Raw genomic sequence first — 19,382 nt, 5'->3', positions numbered from 1 at the left:
CTCTACCCGCATATGTCGGTGCGCAAGAACATCGCCTTCCCGCTGAAGATGGCGAAGTTCGACCAGGCCGAGATCGACAAGCGCGTGGAGGCGGCGGCGAAGGTTCTCAACCTTGGCGACTATCTCGATCGTCGGCCCGGCCAGCTTTCGGGCGGTCAGCGCCAGCGCGTCGCCATCGGCCGCGCCATCGTGCGCGAACCGGCGGCTTTCCTCTTCGACGAGCCACTCTCAAATCTCGACGCGGCGCTGCGCGTGGGCATGCGGCTGGAGATCTCCGAGCTGCATAACCGCCTCGCCACGACGATGATCTACGTCACCCATGATCAGGTCGAGGCGATGACCATGGCCGACAAGATCGTGGTTCTGCAAGCAGGCCGGATCGAGCAAGTCGGCGCACCACTTGAGCTCTATGAGCGCCCGCGCAACCTCTTCGTTGCAGGCTTCATCGGCAGCCCGAAGATGAATTTCATCTCCGGCGAGGAAGCCGCAAAGCACGGCGCCCATACCATCGGCATCCGCCCCGAGCATATCGCGATCTCGTCCAGCGAAGGCGCGTGGAAAGGAACGGTCGGCGTCTCCGAGCATCTGGGCTCCGACACCTTCTTCCATGTGATGGGCACGGGGCTGGCCGAGAGCATGACCGTGCGCACCAGCGGCGAAGTCAGCCTGCGCCATGGCGATACGATCTTCCTCACACCGCAGGAGGACAAGATCCATCGCTTCGACGCGGACGGGATGCGGATCGCATGAGCGCGCTCGCGGGCAAGGTCGCCCTCGTCACCGGGGGCGCGCGCGGGATCGGACGGGCGATCTGTGCGGCCTATGTCGCGGCGGGGGCGCATGTCGCCGTGGCCGACCGGCTTGAAGCAGAGGCAGCCGAGACTGCCGCCGCCCTCGGCCCCGAGGCGATGGCCGTCGCGATGGATGTCACTGACCGCGAGGAGATCGCGGCAGGTGTCGCCGCCGTCGAGGCACGCTGGGGCGGGATCGACATCCTCGTGAACAATGCGGGCGTCTTCAACATGGCCCCGATCGAAGAGATCACCTTCGAGGACTACCGCCGCCAATATGACATCAACGTCGCGGGCACGCTCTTTGCCATTCAGGCCGTCGTGCCGGGGATGAAGCGGCGCGGGGGCGGCGCGATCGTGAATTTCAGCTCGCAGGCCGGACGGCGGGGCGAGCCGAACATCGCGATCTACTGTTCGACAAAGGCGGCGGTGATCTCGCTCACGCAATCGCTCGCGCTGGAATTCGCCCCCCACAACATCCGCGTGAACGCGATCGCACCAGGGGTGGTCGACACTCCGATGTGGGATCAGGTCGACGCACTTTTCGCCAAATACGAGCACCGCGCACTTGGCGAGAAAAAGCGCCTCGTTGGCGAGGCCGTCCCGCTCGGACGGATGGGCCGCCCCGAGGACATCGCCGGTCCATGTGTTTTTCTCGCCTCCGACGAGGCCCGCTACATCACCGCCCAGACGCTCAATGTCGATGGCGGCAACTGGATGAGTTGACCGGCCCACGCCGGAAGAAGGAGCCCCCGAGATGGCCATCAAGCTCTCGAACGCGACCCTGAACCGCCTGCCCGACAGCGTGGAGCGGCCCCGCTATGACCGAAGCGCGCTCCGCGCCGGGATCGTGCATATCGGGCTGGGCAATTTTCACCGTGCGCATCAGGCCTGGTATCTGCACCGACTGATGCAGCAAGGTCTCGCGCAGGATTGGGCCATCGTGGGCGCGGGCGTGCGCAGCTATGACGCCGTGCAGCGCGCGAAATTGGCCGCTCAGGACTATTTGACGACGCTGATCGAACTTGGTCCTGAAAGCTCCTCGGCGGAAGTGGTGGGCTCGATGATCGACTATATCCCGATCGAGGAGGACAATGGCGCGCTCATCGCGCGGATGGCCGAGCCCGATATCCGCATCGTCGCGCTGACCGTGACCGAGGGTGGCTATTACATCGACCCCGCTGGCAAGGGCTTCGACGCCGCTCATCCCGATATTGTCCATGACGCGGCCAATCCCGATCGCCCGCGCACCGCATTCGGTGCGATGGTCGCGGCGCTGCGGCTGCGCCGCGCGCGCGGGACCGGCCCCTTCACCGGCCAGAGCTGCGACAATCTTCAAGCCAATGGCCGCATTCTGCGCCAGACGGTGGTGTCACTCGCGCGGATGCAGGATCCGGACCTCGCCGACTGGATCGAGACGAATTGTTCTTTCCCGAACTCGATGGTCGATTGCATCGTGCCGGCGACCGGCCCGAAAGAGCTCGCCCAGGCGCTCGCTTTCGGGATCGATGACGCGGCGCCGGTCACGCATGAGAATTTCCGCCAATGGGTGATCGAGGATGATTTCTGCGCCGGTCGCCCCGATTGGGACCGCGCGGGCGCGACCTTCTCGGACCGCGTGCATGATTACGAGGTGATGAAGATCCGCATTCTCAATGGCGGTCATCAGGTGATTTCCGTGCCCGGCGAGGTGCTGCGCGTCGAGACGATCTCGGGCTGCATGGAGCACCCGAAGATCCGCGCGCTCTATGACAAGGTCGAGCGCGAGGAGATCGCCCCCCACGTCGCCGAAGTGCCCGGAATGACACCCGAGGCCTATGTCGATTTGATCGCACGGCGGTTCTCGAACCCGGCGATCGTGGACACGACGCGGCGCGTGGCATTCGACGGATCGTCGCGTCACCCGGGCTTCGTTCTGCCTTCGGTGCGTGAAGGTCTGGCTGCGGGCAAGCCGGTGTCCGGTCTGGCGCTGGTCGAGGCGGCCTGGGCGCGGATGTGCGCCGGCACGCGCGAGGACGGCTCCGAGATCACCCCGAACGATCCGTTCTGGGAGGCGCTCACGCTGCGCGCGCAGGAGGCGAAATCCGATCCGCGCCGGTGGCTCGAGATACGCCAGACCTATGGCGATCTTGCCGACGCGCCCCGTTTCGCAGACGCTTTCGCCCATTGGCTCGAGATGATCTGGGCCGAGGGCATGAGCGCCGCGATCGACGCCTATCTCGCGTCCTGAGCGGCGTAGGGGAAGAACACATGGCGCGCGAGACCTATCTGGGCATCGATTTGGGCACCTCCGGGATCAAGGCGGTGCTGATCGACCCGACCGGAAAGGTTCTGGCCGAGGCGCATCAGCCGCTTACAGTCTCGCGCCCACAATCGGGCTGGTCCGAGCAAGCCCCCGAGGATTGGTGGCAGGCAACACTCGCCGCGCTCGACGCGCTGGCCGCGAAGGCACCCGAGGATATGGCTGCGCTGAGCGGGCTGGGTTTGTCGGGCCAGATGCACGGGGCGGTTCTGCTCGATGCCGCCGACACGGTTCTACGTCCCGCGATCCTGTGGAACGATATGCGCGCAGCCGAGGAATGTGCGGCGCTCGAAACCGCGGCGCCCGATTTGCACGCAATCACCGGCAACCTCGCGATGCCCGGCTTCACCGTGCCCAAACTGCTCTGGGTCGCGCGTCACGAACCCGAAATCTTCGCGAAAGTCGCGAAAATCCTTCTGCCGAAGGATTATCTGCGGCTGCGCCTGACCGGCGAGCATATCTCGGAGATGTCGGATGCGGCGGGCACGCTCTGGCTCGATGTCGGCAAGCGTGACTGGTCCGGTACGATCCTGACGGCGACGGGGCTCACACGCAGCCACATGCCCGCGCTGGTCGAGGGAACTGCCGTCGCAGGAGCCTTGCGCCCCGAACTGCGCGCGCGTTGGAGAATTCCCCGTCCGGTCCCCGTCGCGGGTGGCGGCGGCGACAATGCCGCCTCGGCCTGCGGGATCGGTGCGATCACCCCCGGTCAGGGCTTCGTCTCGCTTGGCACCTCCGGCGTGCTTTTCGTCGCCGATGACCGGTTTTCGCCCAATACGGCCGGTGCGGTGCACAGCTTCTGCCATGCCCTGCCCGACATGTGGCACCAGATGGGGGTGATCCTGTCGGCAAGCGACAGCCTCAACTGGATCGCAAAGCTGATCGGGCGCGATGTCGCGGAACTGACCGGCGAGATCGCGCGGGACTATAAAGGCCCGGGCGAAGAGATTTTCCTGCCCTATCTATCGGGTGAGCGCACCCCTCATAACGATGCGAGCGCGCGCGGCAGCTTCACCGGCCTGTCGCATCTGAGCACCGCCGAGCGCATGACCCAGGCGGTGATGGAGGGCGTCGCCTTCGCGTTCCGCGATTGCCAGCGGGTGTTGGCGGAGGCCGGGACGCGGGTCGATCAGCTGATCGCGGTCGGCGGGGGGTCACGGTCGCGGCTCTGGCTGGAGATGATCGCGACCAATCTCGACACCGAGATCCTTCTGCCCGAAGCCGGGGATTACGGCGCGGCCTTCGGGGCGGCCCGCCTTGGCCTTTGCGCCGCGACCGGTGCGCTCCCGTCGGATATCTTCACCGCCCCGGCCATCGCCGGGCGCGTCGCGCCACGCGCCGCACTGCGCGCCGCTTTCGACGCGCAATATGCCCGCTACCGCGCGCTGCACCCCGCGATCCGCGACGCGCGCGGCTTCGGCTCGTGATCGCGCTACTGAAGAGCCATGTGGAGAGGCCAGTTCCCCTCGGCGCCCGCGACCGGAGCTAGCGGGTCAGTCTGAGATAGAGCGACAGAAGCTTGTCCGGCAGCGTGCTCAGCGCGTCGATCTGGATAAACCCGTTCCGGCCGAAAATAGCGGCTTCCTGTTCCTTGTTTCGCGGCCCGAGGCCGACGCAGAAGGTGTCAATTCCCATCGCGCTCAGGCTGCGGACGGCGCGCTGCGCGTCCCGAACAAGATATTCCGGATCGGGCGAGTCGATATCGGACGGCTCACCATCCGTGATGAGAAGCAACAAACGGCGATGACGCGGCACTTGCGCGAGGTCTCTCCCGGCATGGCGCAAGGCAGCCCCGAGTCGCGTCGAATAGCCTGGCTTCAGCCCCGAGAGCGCTGAGCCCGTATCCGCATCCATCGAATCGGAAAATCTTTTCACCGCGACGACGCGCACGTCTTCGCGCCCGGCCGAGCAAAAGGCATTGATCGCGAAAGGATCCCCGATCTCGTTCATCGCATGCGCAAGAACCGCTGTCGCATCGCGCTCCATATCAAGAATTCGGTGCTGAGTTCCGGGGACCAGATCGGATGTCGATTGCGAAATATCAAGCAAAAGACTGACCGCGAGATCGCGTGTCGGCGGCGCCTGCCTCTCATAGAGACGGTGATCGGGAAACTCCCCCGCCCGCAATGCCGTCGCCGCTTCGATACAGGCGTCGAGATCGAGAACCTCGCCCTCTGCCTGCCGTTTCTCCCTGCGGGCACGCCCAATCTGCGCCGATCGCACCAGCCCGGTGATGCGGGACAGAAGCGCACCCTGCGTGTCCTGCAAATCCTGCCAGAAGCGGCGATTACCCGGAGCAGCCGGATATTCCTTCACCACAGTCCAGTTCGCGCGTTCCCGGCCGATCTCGTAGTCGTATTCGGGATAAGAGGCGACCGCCCGCCCCTCTTCGGCTTCTTCGGTGACGGGCGCGACCTTCTCGACCCGGTCGTTCTCGGTCGTTTCCTGTTGTTGGGACTGGTTGCCCGCGCCCGGGGTCGGTTCGGAGCGACGTAGCTGCACGGTGTCGACCTGAACCTCAAGGGTCTGCGCCTCTTCCGGAGGCGGCTCGTCGAGCGCCCACAGACCGAGATTGTCATCACGATAGGCGGGCTGAACCACGTAATCCTTCGCATTGAACTGCACGCGAAGCTGCCCGAGATCGTTGCCGAGAAGGTTTCCGATCTCGCGGCTGATCGCCGGATCGTGCCAGTGATCGCGGAGCCCCATGAACATCCGGCGCCCCTTCTGGACCCATCCGTCCGGGTCCTCGAAGTCAGGATCGATCAGCGCGCGCGCCAGACGCGCGAAAAGGCTGGGCGCCGTCGGAAGGCCACCGGGCTGAGCGACATGAAAACGCAGCCAAAGCCTGCGCAATCCGGGCATCTCCTGCGCGGCAAGCTGTTCAACCCGCGCATCCTCTATCAGGGACACGACCGCCATCTGTAACGGCTTGAGCTGGCCCACTTCGAAAGGCTTCGGCGTGAATCTGATATGCGCCCCGATATGGGCGAGCGCGGCGCGGAACAGGGGTTCCATCTCGCCGCGGTAGCCGGGCAGGCTCGGCGGCACGAGGATCACATTGCCCGCGAAGGACACCCGCCGCACAGCTTTTTCGCCCCCAGCCGTGGGCGCCACGCGCAGAGGCGGTGTCGCGCCGGAAATTGCCGTGAGATAGGCACGCAGCCGACGTTCGTAATCGTAAAAGCTTTGTTCTCCGCTCTCCTGCTCGAGCGCACGCTGTGCCTCGGCGGTCTGCAAGGAGAAATAAGACGTTCTCTTGTCCGCGTCTCTTCCCGCAAGGCGCAACCCGGTGGCGACCCAGTCTTCGAGACCCTTTGCAGAGAGACGACCGACAAGCCGCTCCATATTGTCGAGAAAAGGGTAGACGGATTCCGGCGCCTGCGTTGCCACGCGTTTCATCAGCGCCAGCCAGGCACTGAAGGCCAGGGCCTCATATCTCTGCGCGACGAATTCTGCCGAGGTACAAACGCGTTCAGCCGCGCGCGGCGATACCCGGATCGCGACGTGCGAGATGAGCTTTGCCAGCTCGACCGTTGCGACCGCACCAAGCCTGGGTGCAAGAACCAGCGAACACCGCTCATAGGCGCGCGGGACCGTACGTCCGTATCCCGCGCCCCGCAGCCGCTCCCGCGCCCGGAGCCACTCGGCCATCTCGGGCTCGGAGAACGCGCTGCGGATCGCTTCCGGCAGGTCCTGAAGAGTTTCGACATTCATGCTGTCAGGCGCAGGCATCGACGACCGCATCGAGCGCACCGCGCATATCCGGGTCATCCGTGATCGGCACGATGATCGCGTGCTTGCAGGCATCGACCAGAGGCATGCCGGTCTTGATGAGGCGACCGGCATGGATGAGCATCCGCGTGGACGCCCCTTCCTCAAGTCCCTGCCCGCGCAGATGACGCGATTTCTCGGCGATTTTCACCAGCTTGTTGGCGATTTCGGGCGAGACATCGGCTTCCGAGGCCACGATCGACGCCTCGACGGAGGCCACGGGATAGGTGAAATCCACTGCACTGAAGCGTTGCTTGGTGGATTCCTTGAGGTCCTTCAAGACGCTCTGATAGCCCGGGTTATACGAGATCACGAGCTGGAAATCGGGATGTGCGTGGACCAGCTCGCCCTTCTTTTCGAGCGGCAGGATGCGGCGATCATCGGTCAGCGAATGGATCACCACCGTGGTGTCCTGACGTGCCTCGACGATCTCGTCGAGATAGCAGATCGCCCCGTGCCGGACGGCCATGGTGAGCGGTCCATCCTGCCAGTGCGTGCCTTCAGGCCCGAGCAGGAAGCGGCCGACAAGATCCGAAGCGGTCATGTCCTCGTGGCACGACACCGTGATGAGCGGCTTGCCGAGGTGCCAGGCCATATGTTCGACAAAGCGGGTCTTGCCGCAGCCGGTCGGCCCCTTGAGCATCACCGGAAGCCGCGCCGCATAGGCGGATTCGTAGAAGGCCACCTCGTCGCCGCTCGGGTGGTAGGTCGGCTCTTGCTCAAGCCGGTACTGATCGATCGTCATAGAAGATCCTCGCGTTTGATTGGCCGGCGGATATCTCCGCCGGCCCTGCTCGCCTGCCTCACCGGTGAGTGGGGTCGGTTTTCTCGTTCGGGATACCGTCGATCGGGCATTCCTCGGTGCCGACGGTCGAACGGGTCATCGCCTCGACCATTTCGCGCGTGCCTTCCGGATCTTCCGCCCACTTGGTGTAGAACTCGTAGGGGCACTCGGCCAAACCCTTGTCGCCGTCGCCCGAGTTGATCATCCCGGTGTAGCCACGGTGCACGAGCTTGAAGAGGTGGTTCTGGCTCTGCATGTTCTTGCGCGCGTCACGGATGCCCGAGACCGACAGCTGCGCGTACTGGATGCCGTATTCCTCTTCGCCGCATTCGCCGAGCGTACGGCCGTCAAAGCCGACGATGGCCGAGTGGCCGAAATAGGAATAGACGCCGTCGAAGCCCGCCGCATTGGCGACCGCGACATAGGAGTTGTTCGCCCAGGCCATCGCCTTGGCCATGATCACCTGCTGATCCTTGGCCGGATACATGTAGCCCTGGCAGCGGATGATCAGCTCGGCGCCCTTCATCGCGCAGTCGCGCCAGATCTCGGGATAGTTGCCGTCATCACAGATGATGAGGCTCATCTTCATGCCCTTGGGGCCTTCCGAGACATAGGTGCAATTGCCCGGATACCAGCCCTCGATCGGAACCCAGGGCATGATCTTGCGGTATTTCTGGACGATCTCACCCTTGTTGTTCATCAAGATGAGCGTGTTGTAGGGCGCCTTCTTGGGGTGCTCTTCATGGCGCTCGCCGGTCAGCGAGAACACGCCCCAGACATTGGCTTCACGGCAGGCGGCGGCGAAGATCTCAGTCTCCTCACCGGGTACCGACGAGGCCGTCTCGTACATCTCGGTCTCGTCATACATGATGCCGTGGGTCGAGTATTCGGGGAAGATCACCAGATCCATGCCCGGAAGACCCTTCTTCATGCCCTTGAGCATGTCGGCGATCTTGTGGCAGTTCTCGAGAACCTCGGCCTTCGTGTGAAGACGCGGCATCTTGTAGTTAACGACGGCCACGCCCACGGTGTCGGCGCTGCTCGAAATATCTCCATGATACATGTTGTTACCTCTGCTGTTGGTGGAGTGGTTGGGTGCCGTCCCGGTTGATCCGGGAAAGCGGGTTTATGGGGGTCAGATCGCCATGTGCTTGGTGACCGTCTCCTCGGTGAGATCCGCGATCGCGCCATCGGCCACGACCCGACCGTTCTCGAGCATCGTGAAGTTCTGCGCGGCGCGGCGTGCGAATTTCACGTTCTGCTCGACAAGGAGGATCGTCAGTCCGAGTTCGGCATTGAGGCGAATGATGATGTCCTCGATCTGCTCGACGATATTGGGCTGGATGCCCTCGGTCGGCTCGTCCATGAGGAGGACCTTGGGGCCGCTTGCCAGGGCGCGGGCGATGGCAAGCTGCTGTTGCTGTCCGCCCGAGAGAACGCCTCCGGGTCGGTCGAGATTTTCCATCAGATAAGGAAAGATCTTCGGGACGATTTCGGGAATGGCGCGCGGTCCGTTCGCCGCGAAACCGCCCATCAGGATGTTCTCGCGGATCGTGAAATCGGGAATGATCATCCGCCCCTGCGGCACATAGGCGATCCCCGCCCGTGCGCGCCGGAAGGTCGCATCCGAGGAGATGTTCTCCCCATCGAGAACGACGTCGCCGCTCTGGCGATCGGTGAGGCCGAGGATCGACCGCAGGAGCGTCGTCTTGCCAACGCCATTTCGTCCGAGAACCGCAAGGATCGTTCCGGTCGGCGCGGCCAGCGACACGTCATGCAATGCCTGACTGCGACCGTAGAAGCTGTCGAGATTTTTCAGAGAAAGCATCAGTGGATCCCTCCCGAACCGAGATAGGCCTCGCGCACCTTTGGATCGGTCTCGATCTTTTCCATCGGGCCCTCCGCGAGCAGCTTGCCCATGTGCATGACGGTGATCCGCTCGGCGATCTTGCGCACGAAAGCCATGTCGTGCTCGACCACGAGGATCGTGTGGCTGCCCTTCATTTCGTTGATGATTTCGGCGGTGCGGAAGGTCTCGGCATGGGTCATCCCCGCAGTGGGCTCATCGAGCAGGATCACCTTCGCCTGTTGCGTGATCAGCATTCCCAGTTCCAGCCATTGCATCTGGCCATGGGACAACTCGCCTGCGATCGTCCCAAGGACCGGCTCGAGCCGCGTCAGCGCGATTACGTCCTCGACCCGCGCGCGGTCCTCCGCCGCCATGTGCAGGCGAAGGTTGCGGAACACACCGGGCTCGCCCGAGGCCGCGACTTCGAGGTTCTGCCGAACGGTCAGATCACGGAACACGCTCGGGATCTGGAACTTTCGCCCGATCCCGTGCCGCGCAATGATGTGCTCGGGGCGGTTGGTGATGTTCTCGCCAAAGAGATGGACGGTGCCTTGGGTAGAGGCGGTCTTGCCACTGACGAGATCCATCAGCGTGGTCTTTCCTGCGCCGTTGGGGCCAAGGATGACCCGCAGCTCGCCCTTCTGGACCACGGTGGTGAACCCGTCCACGGCCTTGAACCCGCCGAAATCCACTGTCAGCCCGTCGATTGTGAGTGCTTCATTCATCTCCGCCTCCTATTCCGCGGCCTTCGGGGCCGTCTCTGCGGGGGCGCCTTTCCGGCGACGTTCGAACCGCGCCAGAAGATCGCGCGCGATGCCCGCAAGGCCGTTCGGCATGTAGAGAACAACGAGGACGAAGACCCCGCCGATGATCAGCTTCCAGGCCTCTTTGAAGATCTCGGTCTCGCTGACGGTGGCCTCGACGGTGTTGATCAGAATCGCACCGATGCAGGCGCCGATCAGCGAGTTGCGCCCGCCAACCGCGGCCCAGACGACCATCGAGATCGAGAAACCGATATCCATGAAGCTCGGCGAGGCGAATTCCGCGGCGACCACGTAAAGGAGCCCCGCAAAGCCCGCGATCCCGGCGGAGATCGTGAAGAAGAAGATCTGATAGGCCGCGACGTCATAGCCGAGATAGCGCGCCCGGGTCGGATCATCCCGCGTCGATTGCAGGATCAGCCCGGCCCGTGTCGAGACCAGCCAGCGCCCCAACAGCAAGACCACCGTGAGCGAGATGGCGACGACGTAATAGGTCTCGACCATATAGGGGTCGAATTCGAACCCGCCGATGGTCAGCCAGCCCAGATCGGTCAGCCCGTTGAACCCGTTGGTGATCGGCTGCGCATCGATGAGCAAGAGCCGCACCAGAAGCACCAGCGCCAGCGTGATGATCGCGACATAGACGCCGGAGACACGCAGCCGGAAGATCGACGAGGACAGCACGAAGGCGACTATCAGCGGGATCACGATCGACATCGCCATGCCGAACCATTGCGACTGGAACGGGATCCAGAGGAACGAGCCCTTGTTGATGCAGCACAGATCGGTGACGGCTCCCGGCTCGGCATTCCAGAGCATGAAGTCGGGTACCGGTTTGTCGGAGCCCTGCTGAAGGCTCGTGGCGCTCATCAGCTTAAGCGACATCGCCGTCATGTAGGCGCCGAGGCCGAAGAAGAGCCCCTGCCCCAGGTTGAGGATCCCGGCATAGCCCCAGGACAGCGCGATCGCGATCCCGAGCATGCCAAAGACCAGGTATTTGGAGATCCGGTTGAGCCAGAACACATCGTCGATAACCATCGGCGCACCGAGAATGATCACGATGAAGACAGCGTAGACGGCCCAGTCGGCGTAACGTTGAAGGCGGCTCGAGGAGCTGGTGGGTGTGGATGTATCTTCGATGGACATCACTTACCTCGACTTGAAGGAGAACAGGCCGCGCGGGCGCCACAGGATCAGCGCGATGACCACCGCGAAGACGACGGCGCGGGCGATGATGTCGTTGGACAGCAAGGCCACGATGCCGTTGATCTGCCCGAGAATACCGGCCGCGAGGATGGTTCCGAGAAGGCTTCCGACCCCTCCGACGACGACGACGAGGAACCCGTCGACCACGACGGATGCGCCCATTTCAGGCATGACCGTCTTGAAGCCCGCAAGCAGCACACCGGCAATCCCGGCGAGGCCGGAGCCATAGGCGAAGGTCAGCGCCGAGACACGGCGCACGTCGATGCCGCAGGCCGCCGCGATCTGGGGATTGCGCATGATCGCGCGCACCTGCACGCCCATCGGGGTGCGATACATCAGCCACCAGGTCAGCCCCGCGAGAAGCAAGGTCACGACGATGATGAATGTGCGATAGGGCTGGATCGTCATGCCCGCCACGTCAATCGGCTGGGTAAGGAAGGCCGGCACCGTCATGTTTTGCAGGCCCGGTCCGAGCCCGTCGATATGGATGCCGAAGAAGCTCAGGCCGAATTCGAGGCGGATCAGCTGTTGCAGCAGGATCGCAACGCCCCATGTCGCGAGCAATGTGTCGATGATCCGTCCGTAGAGCCTTCGGATCACCAACCGCTCGATCACCAGCCCGACAAGCCCCGAGGTCACGAAGGCCAGTGGCAGCGCAAAGAACAGGTTGAGCCCGAGATGAAGCCCCGCGAGCACCGCCGTATAGGCGCCGATCATGACCAACTCGCCATGCGCCATGTTGATGACGCCCATCGCGCCATAGGTGATCGACAGGCCAAGCGCGATCAGCAGCAGGATCGAAGAGAGTGACAGGCCGATGAAGATGATGTCAGACATGGAAAATTCCGCCTCGCTCGGATGGGCACCGGGCATGGGCCCGGTGCCCGGTTTGCGTCACAGCTTGGAGGTGTCGAGACCGGCGCCGGTGCAGAACAGGTTGTCCGGCGTCTCGCCATAGGCGACGTAGGGCAGCGGCTCGGTCGGCGCGGGATATTCATCGACGATCGTGCCCTGACCATCAGCCCCCCACTGCGCGATGCGCGGCGTGAGATAGGTGTGCAGGTTTTCCGGATCGACGGTCACGGTGCCGTTCGGCGCCTCGAAGACCTGCCCCTTGATGCCTTCACGCACCGCGTCGGCCGAGATGTCCCCGGCCTTCTCGACCGCCTGTTTCCACAGATAGACCTGGAAATAGCTGCTCTCGAGCGCGTGGTGCGTCACCGCCTTGGGATCGTTCACATATTTGCGGTAACGCTCGACGAAATCGCGGTTGCGATCGGTGTCGATGGCCTGGAAATACGGGAAGGAGGTGTAGCTTCCGACCGCGAATTCCGGCCCCATCGCGGCAATCTCGATCTCCGAAGTCACGGTCGCGCAGATCGGCAGCTTGTCGTGGGTCAGGCCCTGGTTCTTGAACTCGCGGTAGAAGGCCACGACCGAGTCGCCCACGACGTTCGACAGAACCACGTCGCAACCGCTTTCCTTGATCTTGGAGACCATCGCGCCCCATTCGGAATGGCCGAGCTCGAGATATTCGTCGGCGATCCACTCACCGCCGTTCTGCTCGATGAGGATCTTCGACACCTTCGCCATCTCGCGCGGGTAGATGTAGTTCGAGCCGACGATGAAGAACTTCTTCTTGCCGAGCGTGTTGATGATCCAGGGAATGAAGTTCGACAGCTGCTGGTTCGGCACCGCACCGGTGTAGACCACGTTCTTCGAGCATTCGAAGCCTTCGTAATAGGTCGGGTAGAAGTACATGCTGTTGCGCTTCTCGAAGACCGGTAGCACGGCCTTGCGGCTCGCCGAGGTGTAGGAGCCGAAGACGGTCTGAAGACGATCACGGATCACCAGCTTCGAGGCTTTCTCGTTATAGGTCTTCGGGTCGGAGGCGCCGTCTTCGAGGATCGGCTTGATCATCATCCCGTTCACGCCGCCTGCGGCGTTGATCTCGTCGATCGCCATCATCGTGGCATCAGCAAGCGATTTCTCGATGATCGAAAGGCCGCCGGTGAGCGAGAACAGAACGCCCACCTCGATCTCGCCCGAAGCGCGGGCGGGGCTCGCGATCATTGACGGGCCAAGGGCGGCAGCGGCGCCGAAGGCGGTTGTGTGCTTGAGGAAATTTCTCCGGTTGGTCTTCATTTTAGACTCCCATGTTGGATTTTTTTTAGGCCGTGAATGCGCAGGGAGGACTCCCGTGCACGAGCGTAGATCTGTGACCGAATGTGTGAGGTGCCGTGACCGGATCGCGGGATCCGGGTCATGCCGGCTGGGGCGCTCCCTAGGTGAGGAGCATTGGCATCGTTGCCATTCAGCGCCGCCGATGAAGGCGGGGTACGGGCATCGCGAGACGCCCGTAGCGAAGGCGCGGCCTTTGCGCCATCCTGAAAACCAAAAAAGCCCGCGAAGACACTACGGTGTCTTCAGCGGGCTTTCTGTGCCGGGTCGACGGACATCATTGGCCATCAACCTGATTCGACTATACATCATCCGGTCTCGATGACAACAATTCGTTTGCGTTGATGATCGCGACCGCCATTTCCTCTACGGAAATCCGCTTTCCCATCGCTTGCGCCCGGATTGTCCCATAGGCCTCCCTTTCGGAAATCTTGTGCATTTCCATAAGGATAGACTTTGCCTTCGCGATCTTCTTCTGACCGGAGATCTTCTTTTCGAGCTTGCTGATCTTGTCGTGGAAATCCGCCGCCTGCATCCAGTTCGAGCGCGCAACGACGAGATTTGTCAGCATGCCGAAGGTTCGGACCGGCTTCGAAATGACCGCGAATGCGTTGATATCGAGGACCAGTTCGATCATCGCCGGGTTCTCGTAATTCACGACCCCGATGACCGTCGGCCCGGGCTTCTCGGACTTCCGCAACATGCTCGCGAGCGCGCCCTGGCTTTCGAAGAAAACCCCGGCAAAGACGACATCCGTTCCGCTCGGCAGCGCCTTTGCGGGCGGCCACATCAATTCGGCCCGACAGCCGATGCGCTTGAGCTGGTCCATGAGCGCCTTGCCATCTGCGTCCGGCGGATGGACCACGATTACCGAGAGATCGCGCAAATCCTTGAGACGCAGACGGGACATCAGTTACCGCCTCCTCCAATACCGAACTGGGGAGACGTCATCTGAAATTCCCCATCATACTCAATGAGATATGGATCCGGCCGCACGGGCGCCTGAGCCTCGCGAACGATTTCGAACGAGCCGCTCTCGCCGACGACGGCAACCCGGGGCCAGAGGCTCGTGTGATGCGTATCCCCTTCGACCTGCACAGGGCCTTGGGGCGCTTCGAAGCTGAAGGTTGGCAAGGTGCGCAGAACGCTATCGCGATCCGTCGCTCCACAGCGGCGCACAGCCTCCGCGAAGAGGTAGACTTGGAAATAGGCCGCTTCCGTTCCCGCCGAGATTGGCTGATCCGGCCCGAACCTACGATAATAGGCCGAGACGAACCGTCGGTTCGCTTCGGTATCCAAGACGCTGAAGTATGGCGCAGCGGTGACGTTGCCGATCGAAGCGTCCTTCCCGACCGCCAAAAGCTCGGGCTCGCCGGAAGTCAGGCTGGCGATGGGTTGCTTGCTGCGATCGAAGCCCGCGCGATCATAGGCCTGGTAAAAGCGAACCGACCCCTCGCCCACGACCGTCGAGAACACGACCGCCGGCCCCGCGGCCTTGATGCGCGCGATCGCGCGCTCGATGTAGTCCTCATTGTGGCGCAACGGGATGTAGACTTCATCAACCACCTGGGCACCTCGGTGGTGCAGCAAATCTTTCATGATCCGATTGGATTCATACGGAAAAACGTAATTCGACCCGACAAAGACAAAGCGCTCGCCATAGGTCTGCGTGAGATAATCCGCGAGCCAGCGCGAGTTCTGGTTCGGAGCCGCGCCGGAATAGACGCAGCTGCCCGAGAACTCGAAGCCTTCGTAAAGCGTGGGGTAGAACAGCAGGGCTCGGCGTTGCTCGACCACCGGCAAGACAGCCTTGCGGGTCGAAGACATGTAACAACCGAAGATGGTCGTAGCGCCGACATCGATCAGGCGCTCCGCCTCACTCTTGAACCGCAGAGGGTCCGAAGCTGGATCGCTGTCTTCGATCAGAAGCTCTCGGCCGTTGATGCCCCCCGCATTGTTGATTTCCTCGACAGCAAGCATCGCGGCCTGTCGCTGCGTGCGTTCGATGACCGAGGTAACACCGGACTGGGAAAACAGGAGGCCAATCGTGACCGGCTCGTTGTCAAAAGCCATAAATAGGGTTCCATATCATTCAACGAGAACTCCAGCTTTCGCGGAGTCCGAGGGAACGGTCACATACGAATCAAATAGCAAATGACTATTGTCGCGGCAAGCGCAACGAGTTGCGAAACGCATGGATGACCAAGAAACAGGTACTTTTTAGCAGACTTCTCAAGAGTTTACAGCCTTACATAAAAACATTTGCATATTGAAACGAATCAAGTCATCGTAATTTTGCTTCGTTCAATGATGAGCGCGGCATCTGGCAATGAAAGCCCCTTACGCAACCATTCATCGATGGTTCGTAAGGGGCTTTTGCGTTTTTGGCCCCGGCGATTAGTCGCCAAACTTGGAGAGACTGCACAGCACGAAGCGCAACAGCGCAAACGTCTTATGACCCCGAGATCAGTATAACCGGTCACAAATGATGGCAGCCTGGAACTGCCGAACTGATCTTTCCCTACTCGACCCCAATCCGGCGAAGCTTTCGCCAACGTTTGCGCCTGCAAGCGAAGGGCCTTTGCATGCCAGCAACAACAAAAAACACAAAAACCGTCACAACAGCGAGGTACACCATGTCAACGACGGAAAAGCATATCGAGCCCGAAGCGCTCGAACATATCGAAGAAGAAATCGATCACGCGCTCGGCGAAGAATACGAACACGAGCCGGTTCCGGCGAAAGCACGGCGGAGCATGTTCTCGGTCACGATGGTCTGGATGGGTTTCCCGATGATCATCACCGGCGCGATGACAGGCTCGATCCTCGTTCTCGGCATGGGGTTCTCCTCCGCGCTGACGGCAATGATCATCGGCAACCTGATCATGCTGGTCTATGTCGGCCTGCTCGGGCAGCTCGGTGCGACCAAAGGCATGAACTTCGCGCTGCTCGCCAGCATCGTCTTCGGCCGGAAGGGCTATGTCTTCGCCTCCGGCCTGCTCTCGACACTGCTTCTCGGATGGTATGCGGTGCAAACCGGGATCACCGGGGCGCTCGTCAGCTCGACCTATGATCTGAACTACGTCGTCATGACACTGATCGCAGGGGCGCTCTATATCGGGATCACCTTCGTGGGCGTGAAAGGTCTGCACCTGATCGGCATGATTTCGGTTCCCCTCTTCGTCATTCTCGGTCTTTTCGTGGTCGGCGATGCAGCTGCAACGACCAGCTGGGATGCGATCATGTCCTATCCGGGCAATAACGGCGTCGCGACGATGTCCATGGGCGTTGGCCTCACGGTCGTCATCGCGCTCTTCATCGACGCCGGCACCGTGAGCGCCGACTTCAATCGCTGGGCCAAGGACACCAAGAGCTCCTGGGTTGCCACGTTCAGCGCCTTCCCCTTCGCCAACCTGGCAGCAATGCTGGTCGGCGGCATCATGACCGCGGCCCTCGCCGTTCCGGATGCCAACCCCTTCGGCACCGACAACATGTTTGGCTACATGAACGGCATGCAGATGACCTGGCTGAGCGTTCTGGCCTTCCTGTTCCTCTATGTGAACCTTGGTTCGGTCTGCGCCCACTGCCTCTACAACGCCGCTACGGGCTGGTCGCGCATCCTGCGCAGCCACATGCGTCTCTTCGCGGTGATCCTGGGCGCCATCGGCATCGTGATCGCGGCGACCAACGTCTGGGCCTTCTTCATCCAGTGGCTGTCGCTGCTGGGGATCCTCGTGCCCCCGATCGGCGCGATCATCCTCGTGGATCAGTTCATCGTGCGCAAGAACTCGGAGATCGACCGCGACTGGCGTGGCAGCGCCTTCCTCGCTTGGGCCTGTGGCTCCGCCGTGGCCTTCATCGTCGAGTGGTACCTGCCCCACCTGTCGACCGCCATCTCGGCCGGTCTCGTCGGTGGCGTGGCCTATTACCTGATCAGCACGCTGGGCGGCAAAACCGCCACCGCCTAACCCCACAAAATTTCGAAGCGTCGCCCAAGCGGGCGGCGCTTCTCCAGATCTGAGGAAAGAACATGACCCAAGATTACGAAATCTTCGAGCTCGGCACCTTCAAGTTCCAGTGCGGCCTCGCCGTGCCCGACTGCAAGCTCGCCTACAAGACCTTCGGCACGCTGAATGCCGCCAAGGACAACGTGATCGTCTACCCGACCTGGTACTCGGGACAACATTACGACAACGAATGGCTGATCGGGCCCGGAATGGCGCTCGACCCCGAAAAATACTTCATCATCATCCCGAACATGTTCGGCAACGGCCTCTCGTCCTCGCCCTCGAACACGCCCGAACCCTATAACGCGGACCGCTTCCCGAACGTGACCGCCTATGACAACGTCAAGGCGCAGCACCGTCTGGTGACCGAGAAATTCGGCATCGAGAAGATCCGTATGGTGACCGGCTGGTCGATGGGCGCGCTGCAGACCTTCCATTGGGGGGCGATGTATCCCGACATGATGGATCTGATCGCGCCGTTCTGCGGCTCGGCGAAATGCTCGCGCCACAACTACGTCTTCCTCGAAGGCGTGAAAGCCGCGCTGCGCGCCGATGCGGCCTGGGAAAACGGGCGTTACACCTCGAAGCCCGAGAAGGGCCTGCGCGCCGTCGGTCGTGTGTACGCCGGCTGGGGCCTCTCGCAGACCTTCTACCGGGAAGAACTCGACCTCAAAGCCCTTGGCTATGCCTCGCTGGAGGATTTCCTGATCGGATTCTGGGAAGGCTTCTTCCTGCCCAAGGACGCCAACAACCTCCTCACCATGGCCTGGACCTGGCAGAACGGCGACATCAGCGCGAACGAGCTTTACAACGGCGACTACAAGGCCGCCCTGGGCGCGATCAAGGCAAAAGCCTATGTCATGCCCGGGCAGACCGACCTCTACTTCCCGCCCGAGGACAGCCAGAACGAGGTCGCCAACATGCCCAATGCCGCGTTCATTCCGGTGCCTTCGATCTGGGGGCATTTCGCCGGCGGCCCCGGCACCAACCCCGAGGATGTCAAATTCATCGATGACAAGCTGAAGGAGCTCCTCGCGTCCTGAGACGAACGAAATGTCTAAGAAACAAGGAACAGGCGGCACCTTGCCGCCTGTTCTTCTTTCAACTACGAATTTTCTTCGCAGCCATCGATGACCGACAAGCCCGACGCTAAAGCGGAAATTTCCGCGCTTCCGAGCGACGCACCAAGAGGTCACTGGCTCTCTCAGCTACGGCACAGCAAGCGGCGAGCGCCCGGCGCCACACCGGAATGAAACGCAACGCACGACATTTCTTGCAATTTGAAGAGCAAATTCGCTGACATGAAGAATGTGGGAGCAAATAGGCGCGGATCTAGAGCGATGAGGTTGCAATCAACACCAAATCCCAACAACCGGTGAACAAAGCTAAGTTGATTTGATCGGGCCAGTAGCAGGAAGCTCCACCGTCAATCAAAGGATCGCCGGCATAGTGCATATCGCATCGTCTTCATTTGCACCCACGTCATCCGGAACGCGTAACGCCCCGCTTGTAGCGAGGCGAGTTGGGTTTGGGTGTTTTTTGTATTTTGGTTGCGGGAGGGCGCAGCAGACGATCTCGGCGTGCCGGTGCTCCAAAAGCAAAAACCTCCGCGGCAGGACCGGCGGAGGCATCGCAAGTATCGTTGGTTGCGGGGGCTCGCAACTCACGATTTCTGCGGTTGGTGGCAGGCACGGTTCCGCGGCTTGTGGTTTAACCTGAACAGTCGC

General features: G+C 62.0%; 16 protein-coding genes. 6 read left to right on the top strand and 10 right to left on the bottom strand.

What is annotated here, in order from left to right:
* From TP2_RS05005 to xylB, 4 genes are all read left to right on the top strand, one after another.
* Positions 1–750 (top strand): ABC transporter ATP-binding protein (locus tag TP2_RS05005; protein WP_038074348.1); only part of this gene is annotated, 750 nt, incomplete at its 5' end.
* Complete coding sequence (locus tag TP2_RS05000) at positions 747–1,517, top strand: L-iditol 2-dehydrogenase (RefSeq protein ID WP_038074299.1); 771 nt, start codon at positions 747–749, stop codon at positions 1,515–1,517. The genes TP2_RS05005 and TP2_RS05000, both read left to right, overlap by 4 nt.
* A gap of 31 nt (positions 1,518–1,548) precedes the next feature.
* Positions 1,549–3,021 (top strand): mannitol dehydrogenase family protein, encoded by a 1,473-nt coding sequence (locus tag TP2_RS04995; RefSeq protein WP_038074296.1) that lies wholly within the window; start codon positions 1,549–1,551, stop codon positions 3,019–3,021.
* A 20-nt stretch (positions 3,022–3,041) separates the two neighbouring features.
* The gene (gene xylB, locus TP2_RS04990; protein ID WP_038074292.1) at positions 3,042–4,520 is read left to right on the top strand and encodes a xylulokinase; all 1,479 of its coding nucleotides are present in this window, start codon (positions 3,042–3,044) and stop codon (positions 4,518–4,520) included.
* A gap of 58 nt (positions 4,521–4,578) precedes the next feature.
* On the opposite strand, the gene TP2_RS04985 is transcribed toward xylB, so the two are convergent.
* From TP2_RS04985 to TP2_RS04940, 10 genes are all read right to left on the bottom strand, one after another.
* A complete protein-coding gene (locus TP2_RS04985) occupies positions 4,579–6,828 on the bottom strand; it encodes a nitric oxide reductase activation protein NorD (RefSeq protein WP_084713972.1) in 2,250 nt (749 codons plus the stop codon).
* On the bottom strand, positions 6,815–7,612 hold the full coding sequence (locus TP2_RS04980) for a CbbQ/NirQ/NorQ/GpvN family protein (RefSeq protein WP_038074289.1): 798 nt from the start codon (positions 7,610–7,612) through the stop codon (positions 6,815–6,817). Before TP2_RS04980 ends, TP2_RS04985 begins: the two co-directional genes overlap by 14 nt.
* 58 nt (positions 7,613–7,670) lie before the next feature.
* Positions 7,671–8,714, bottom strand: a complete 1,044-nt coding sequence (locus TP2_RS04975; protein WP_038074286.1) for an aliphatic amidase — start codon at positions 8,712–8,714, stop codon at positions 7,671–7,673.
* A gap of 72 nt (positions 8,715–8,786) precedes the next feature.
* Positions 8,787–9,479: an urea ABC transporter ATP-binding subunit UrtE gene (urtE, locus tag TP2_RS04970; protein ID WP_038074283.1), complete on the bottom strand. Its 693-nt coding sequence runs from the start codon at positions 9,477–9,479 to the stop codon at positions 8,787–8,789.
* On the bottom strand, positions 9,479–10,225 hold the full coding sequence (gene urtD / locus TP2_RS04965) for an urea ABC transporter ATP-binding protein UrtD (RefSeq protein WP_038074279.1): 747 nt from the start codon (positions 10,223–10,225) through the stop codon (positions 9,479–9,481). Before urtD ends, urtE begins: the two co-directional genes overlap by 1 nt.
* A 9-nt stretch (positions 10,226–10,234) precedes the next feature.
* Complete coding sequence (urtC, locus tag TP2_RS04960) at positions 10,235–11,407, bottom strand: urea ABC transporter permease subunit UrtC (RefSeq protein ID WP_038074276.1); 1,173 nt, start codon at positions 11,405–11,407, stop codon at positions 10,235–10,237.
* Positions 11,408–11,410: 3 nt separating this feature from the next.
* Positions 11,411–12,304: an urea ABC transporter permease subunit UrtB gene (gene urtB / locus TP2_RS04955; RefSeq protein ID WP_038074273.1), complete on the bottom strand. Its 894-nt coding sequence runs from the start codon at positions 12,302–12,304 to the stop codon at positions 11,411–11,413.
* 57 nt (positions 12,305–12,361) lie between these two features.
* Positions 12,362–13,612 carry a transporter substrate-binding protein gene (locus tag TP2_RS04950; RefSeq protein WP_038074270.1) on the bottom strand — a complete coding sequence of 417 codons (1,251 nt, stop codon included), beginning with the start codon at positions 13,610–13,612 and terminating at the stop codon, positions 12,362–12,364.
* Positions 13,613–13,949: 337 nt separating this feature from the next.
* Positions 13,950–14,558, bottom strand: coding sequence for an ANTAR domain-containing response regulator (locus TP2_RS04945; RefSeq protein WP_038074267.1), 609 nt, complete (start codon positions 14,556–14,558; stop codon positions 13,950–13,952).
* The gene (locus tag TP2_RS04940) at positions 14,558–15,721 is read right to left on the bottom strand and encodes a transporter substrate-binding domain-containing protein (RefSeq protein WP_051692195.1); all 1,164 of its coding nucleotides are present in this window, start codon (positions 15,719–15,721) and stop codon (positions 14,558–14,560) included. Before TP2_RS04940 ends, TP2_RS04945 begins: the two co-directional genes overlap by 1 nt.
* A 563-nt stretch (positions 15,722–16,284) precedes the next feature.
* Here TP2_RS04940 and TP2_RS04935 point away from each other — a divergent pair.
* Positions 16,285–17,616 (top strand): purine-cytosine permease family protein, encoded by a 1,332-nt coding sequence (locus tag TP2_RS04935; protein ID WP_051692194.1) that lies wholly within the window; start codon positions 16,285–16,287, stop codon positions 17,614–17,616.
* Between the two features lie 62 nt (positions 17,617–17,678).
* Positions 17,679–18,698 (top strand): alpha/beta fold hydrolase, encoded by a 1,020-nt coding sequence (locus TP2_RS04930; RefSeq protein WP_038074264.1) that lies wholly within the window; start codon positions 17,679–17,681, stop codon positions 18,696–18,698.
* Positions 18,699–19,382 lie beyond the last annotated feature (684 nt).

Origin of the sequence: Thioclava pacifica DSM 10166 (genome assembly GCF_000714535.1) — a bacterium.
GTDB classification, from domain to species: domain Bacteria; phylum Pseudomonadota; class Alphaproteobacteria; order Rhodobacterales; family Rhodobacteraceae; genus Thioclava; species Thioclava pacifica.
The sequence above is the reverse complement of the archived record's forward strand: the minus strand, read 5'-3'. Positions and strand labels throughout refer to the sequence as shown.

What these genes read in the sequence shown, in the direction of transcription:
- TP2_RS05000 (WP_038074299.1), top strand. Translation starts at nt 747, where the DNA reads ATGAGCGCGCTCGCGGGCAAGGTCGCCCTCGTCACCGGGGGCGCGCGC.
- TP2_RS04995 (WP_038074296.1), top strand. Translation starts at nt 1,549, where the DNA reads ATGGCCATCAAGCTCTCGAACGCGACCCTGAACCGCCTGCCCGACAGC.
- xylB (WP_038074292.1), top strand. Translation starts at nt 3,042, where the DNA reads ATGGCGCGCGAGACCTATCTGGGCATCGATTTGGGCACCTCCGGGATC.
- TP2_RS04985 (WP_084713972.1), bottom strand. Translation starts at nt 6,828, where the DNA reads ATGCCTGCGCCTGACAGCATGAATGTCGAAACTCTTCAGGACCTGCCG.
- TP2_RS04980 (WP_038074289.1), bottom strand. Translation starts at nt 7,612, where the DNA reads ATGACGATCGATCAGTACCGGCTTGAGCAAGAGCCGACCTACCACCCG.
- TP2_RS04975 (WP_038074286.1), bottom strand. Translation starts at nt 8,714, where the DNA reads ATGTATCATGGAGATATTTCGAGCAGCGCCGACACCGTGGGCGTGGCC.
- urtE (WP_038074283.1), bottom strand. Translation starts at nt 9,479, where the DNA reads ATGCTTTCTCTGAAAAATCTCGACAGCTTCTACGGTCGCAGTCAGGCA.
- urtD (WP_038074279.1), bottom strand. Translation starts at nt 10,225, where the DNA reads ATGAATGAAGCACTCACAATCGACGGGCTGACAGTGGATTTCGGCGGG.
- urtC (WP_038074276.1), bottom strand. Translation starts at nt 11,407, where the DNA reads ATGTCCATCGAAGATACATCCACACCCACCAGCTCCTCGAGCCGCCTT.
- urtB (WP_038074273.1), bottom strand. Translation starts at nt 12,304, where the DNA reads ATGTCTGACATCATCTTCATCGGCCTGTCACTCTCTTCGATCCTGCTG.
- TP2_RS04950 (WP_038074270.1), bottom strand. Translation starts at nt 13,612, where the DNA reads ATGAAGACCAACCGGAGAAATTTCCTCAAGCACACAACCGCCTTCGGC.
- TP2_RS04945 (WP_038074267.1), bottom strand. Translation starts at nt 14,558, where the DNA reads ATGTCCCGTCTGCGTCTCAAGGATTTGCGCGATCTCTCGGTAATCGTG.
- TP2_RS04940 (WP_051692195.1), bottom strand. Translation starts at nt 15,721, where the DNA reads ATGGCTTTTGACAACGAGCCGGTCACGATTGGCCTCCTGTTTTCCCAG.
- TP2_RS04935 (WP_051692194.1), top strand. Translation starts at nt 16,285, where the DNA reads ATGTCAACGACGGAAAAGCATATCGAGCCCGAAGCGCTCGAACATATC.
- TP2_RS04930 (WP_038074264.1), top strand. Translation starts at nt 17,679, where the DNA reads ATGACCCAAGATTACGAAATCTTCGAGCTCGGCACCTTCAAGTTCCAG.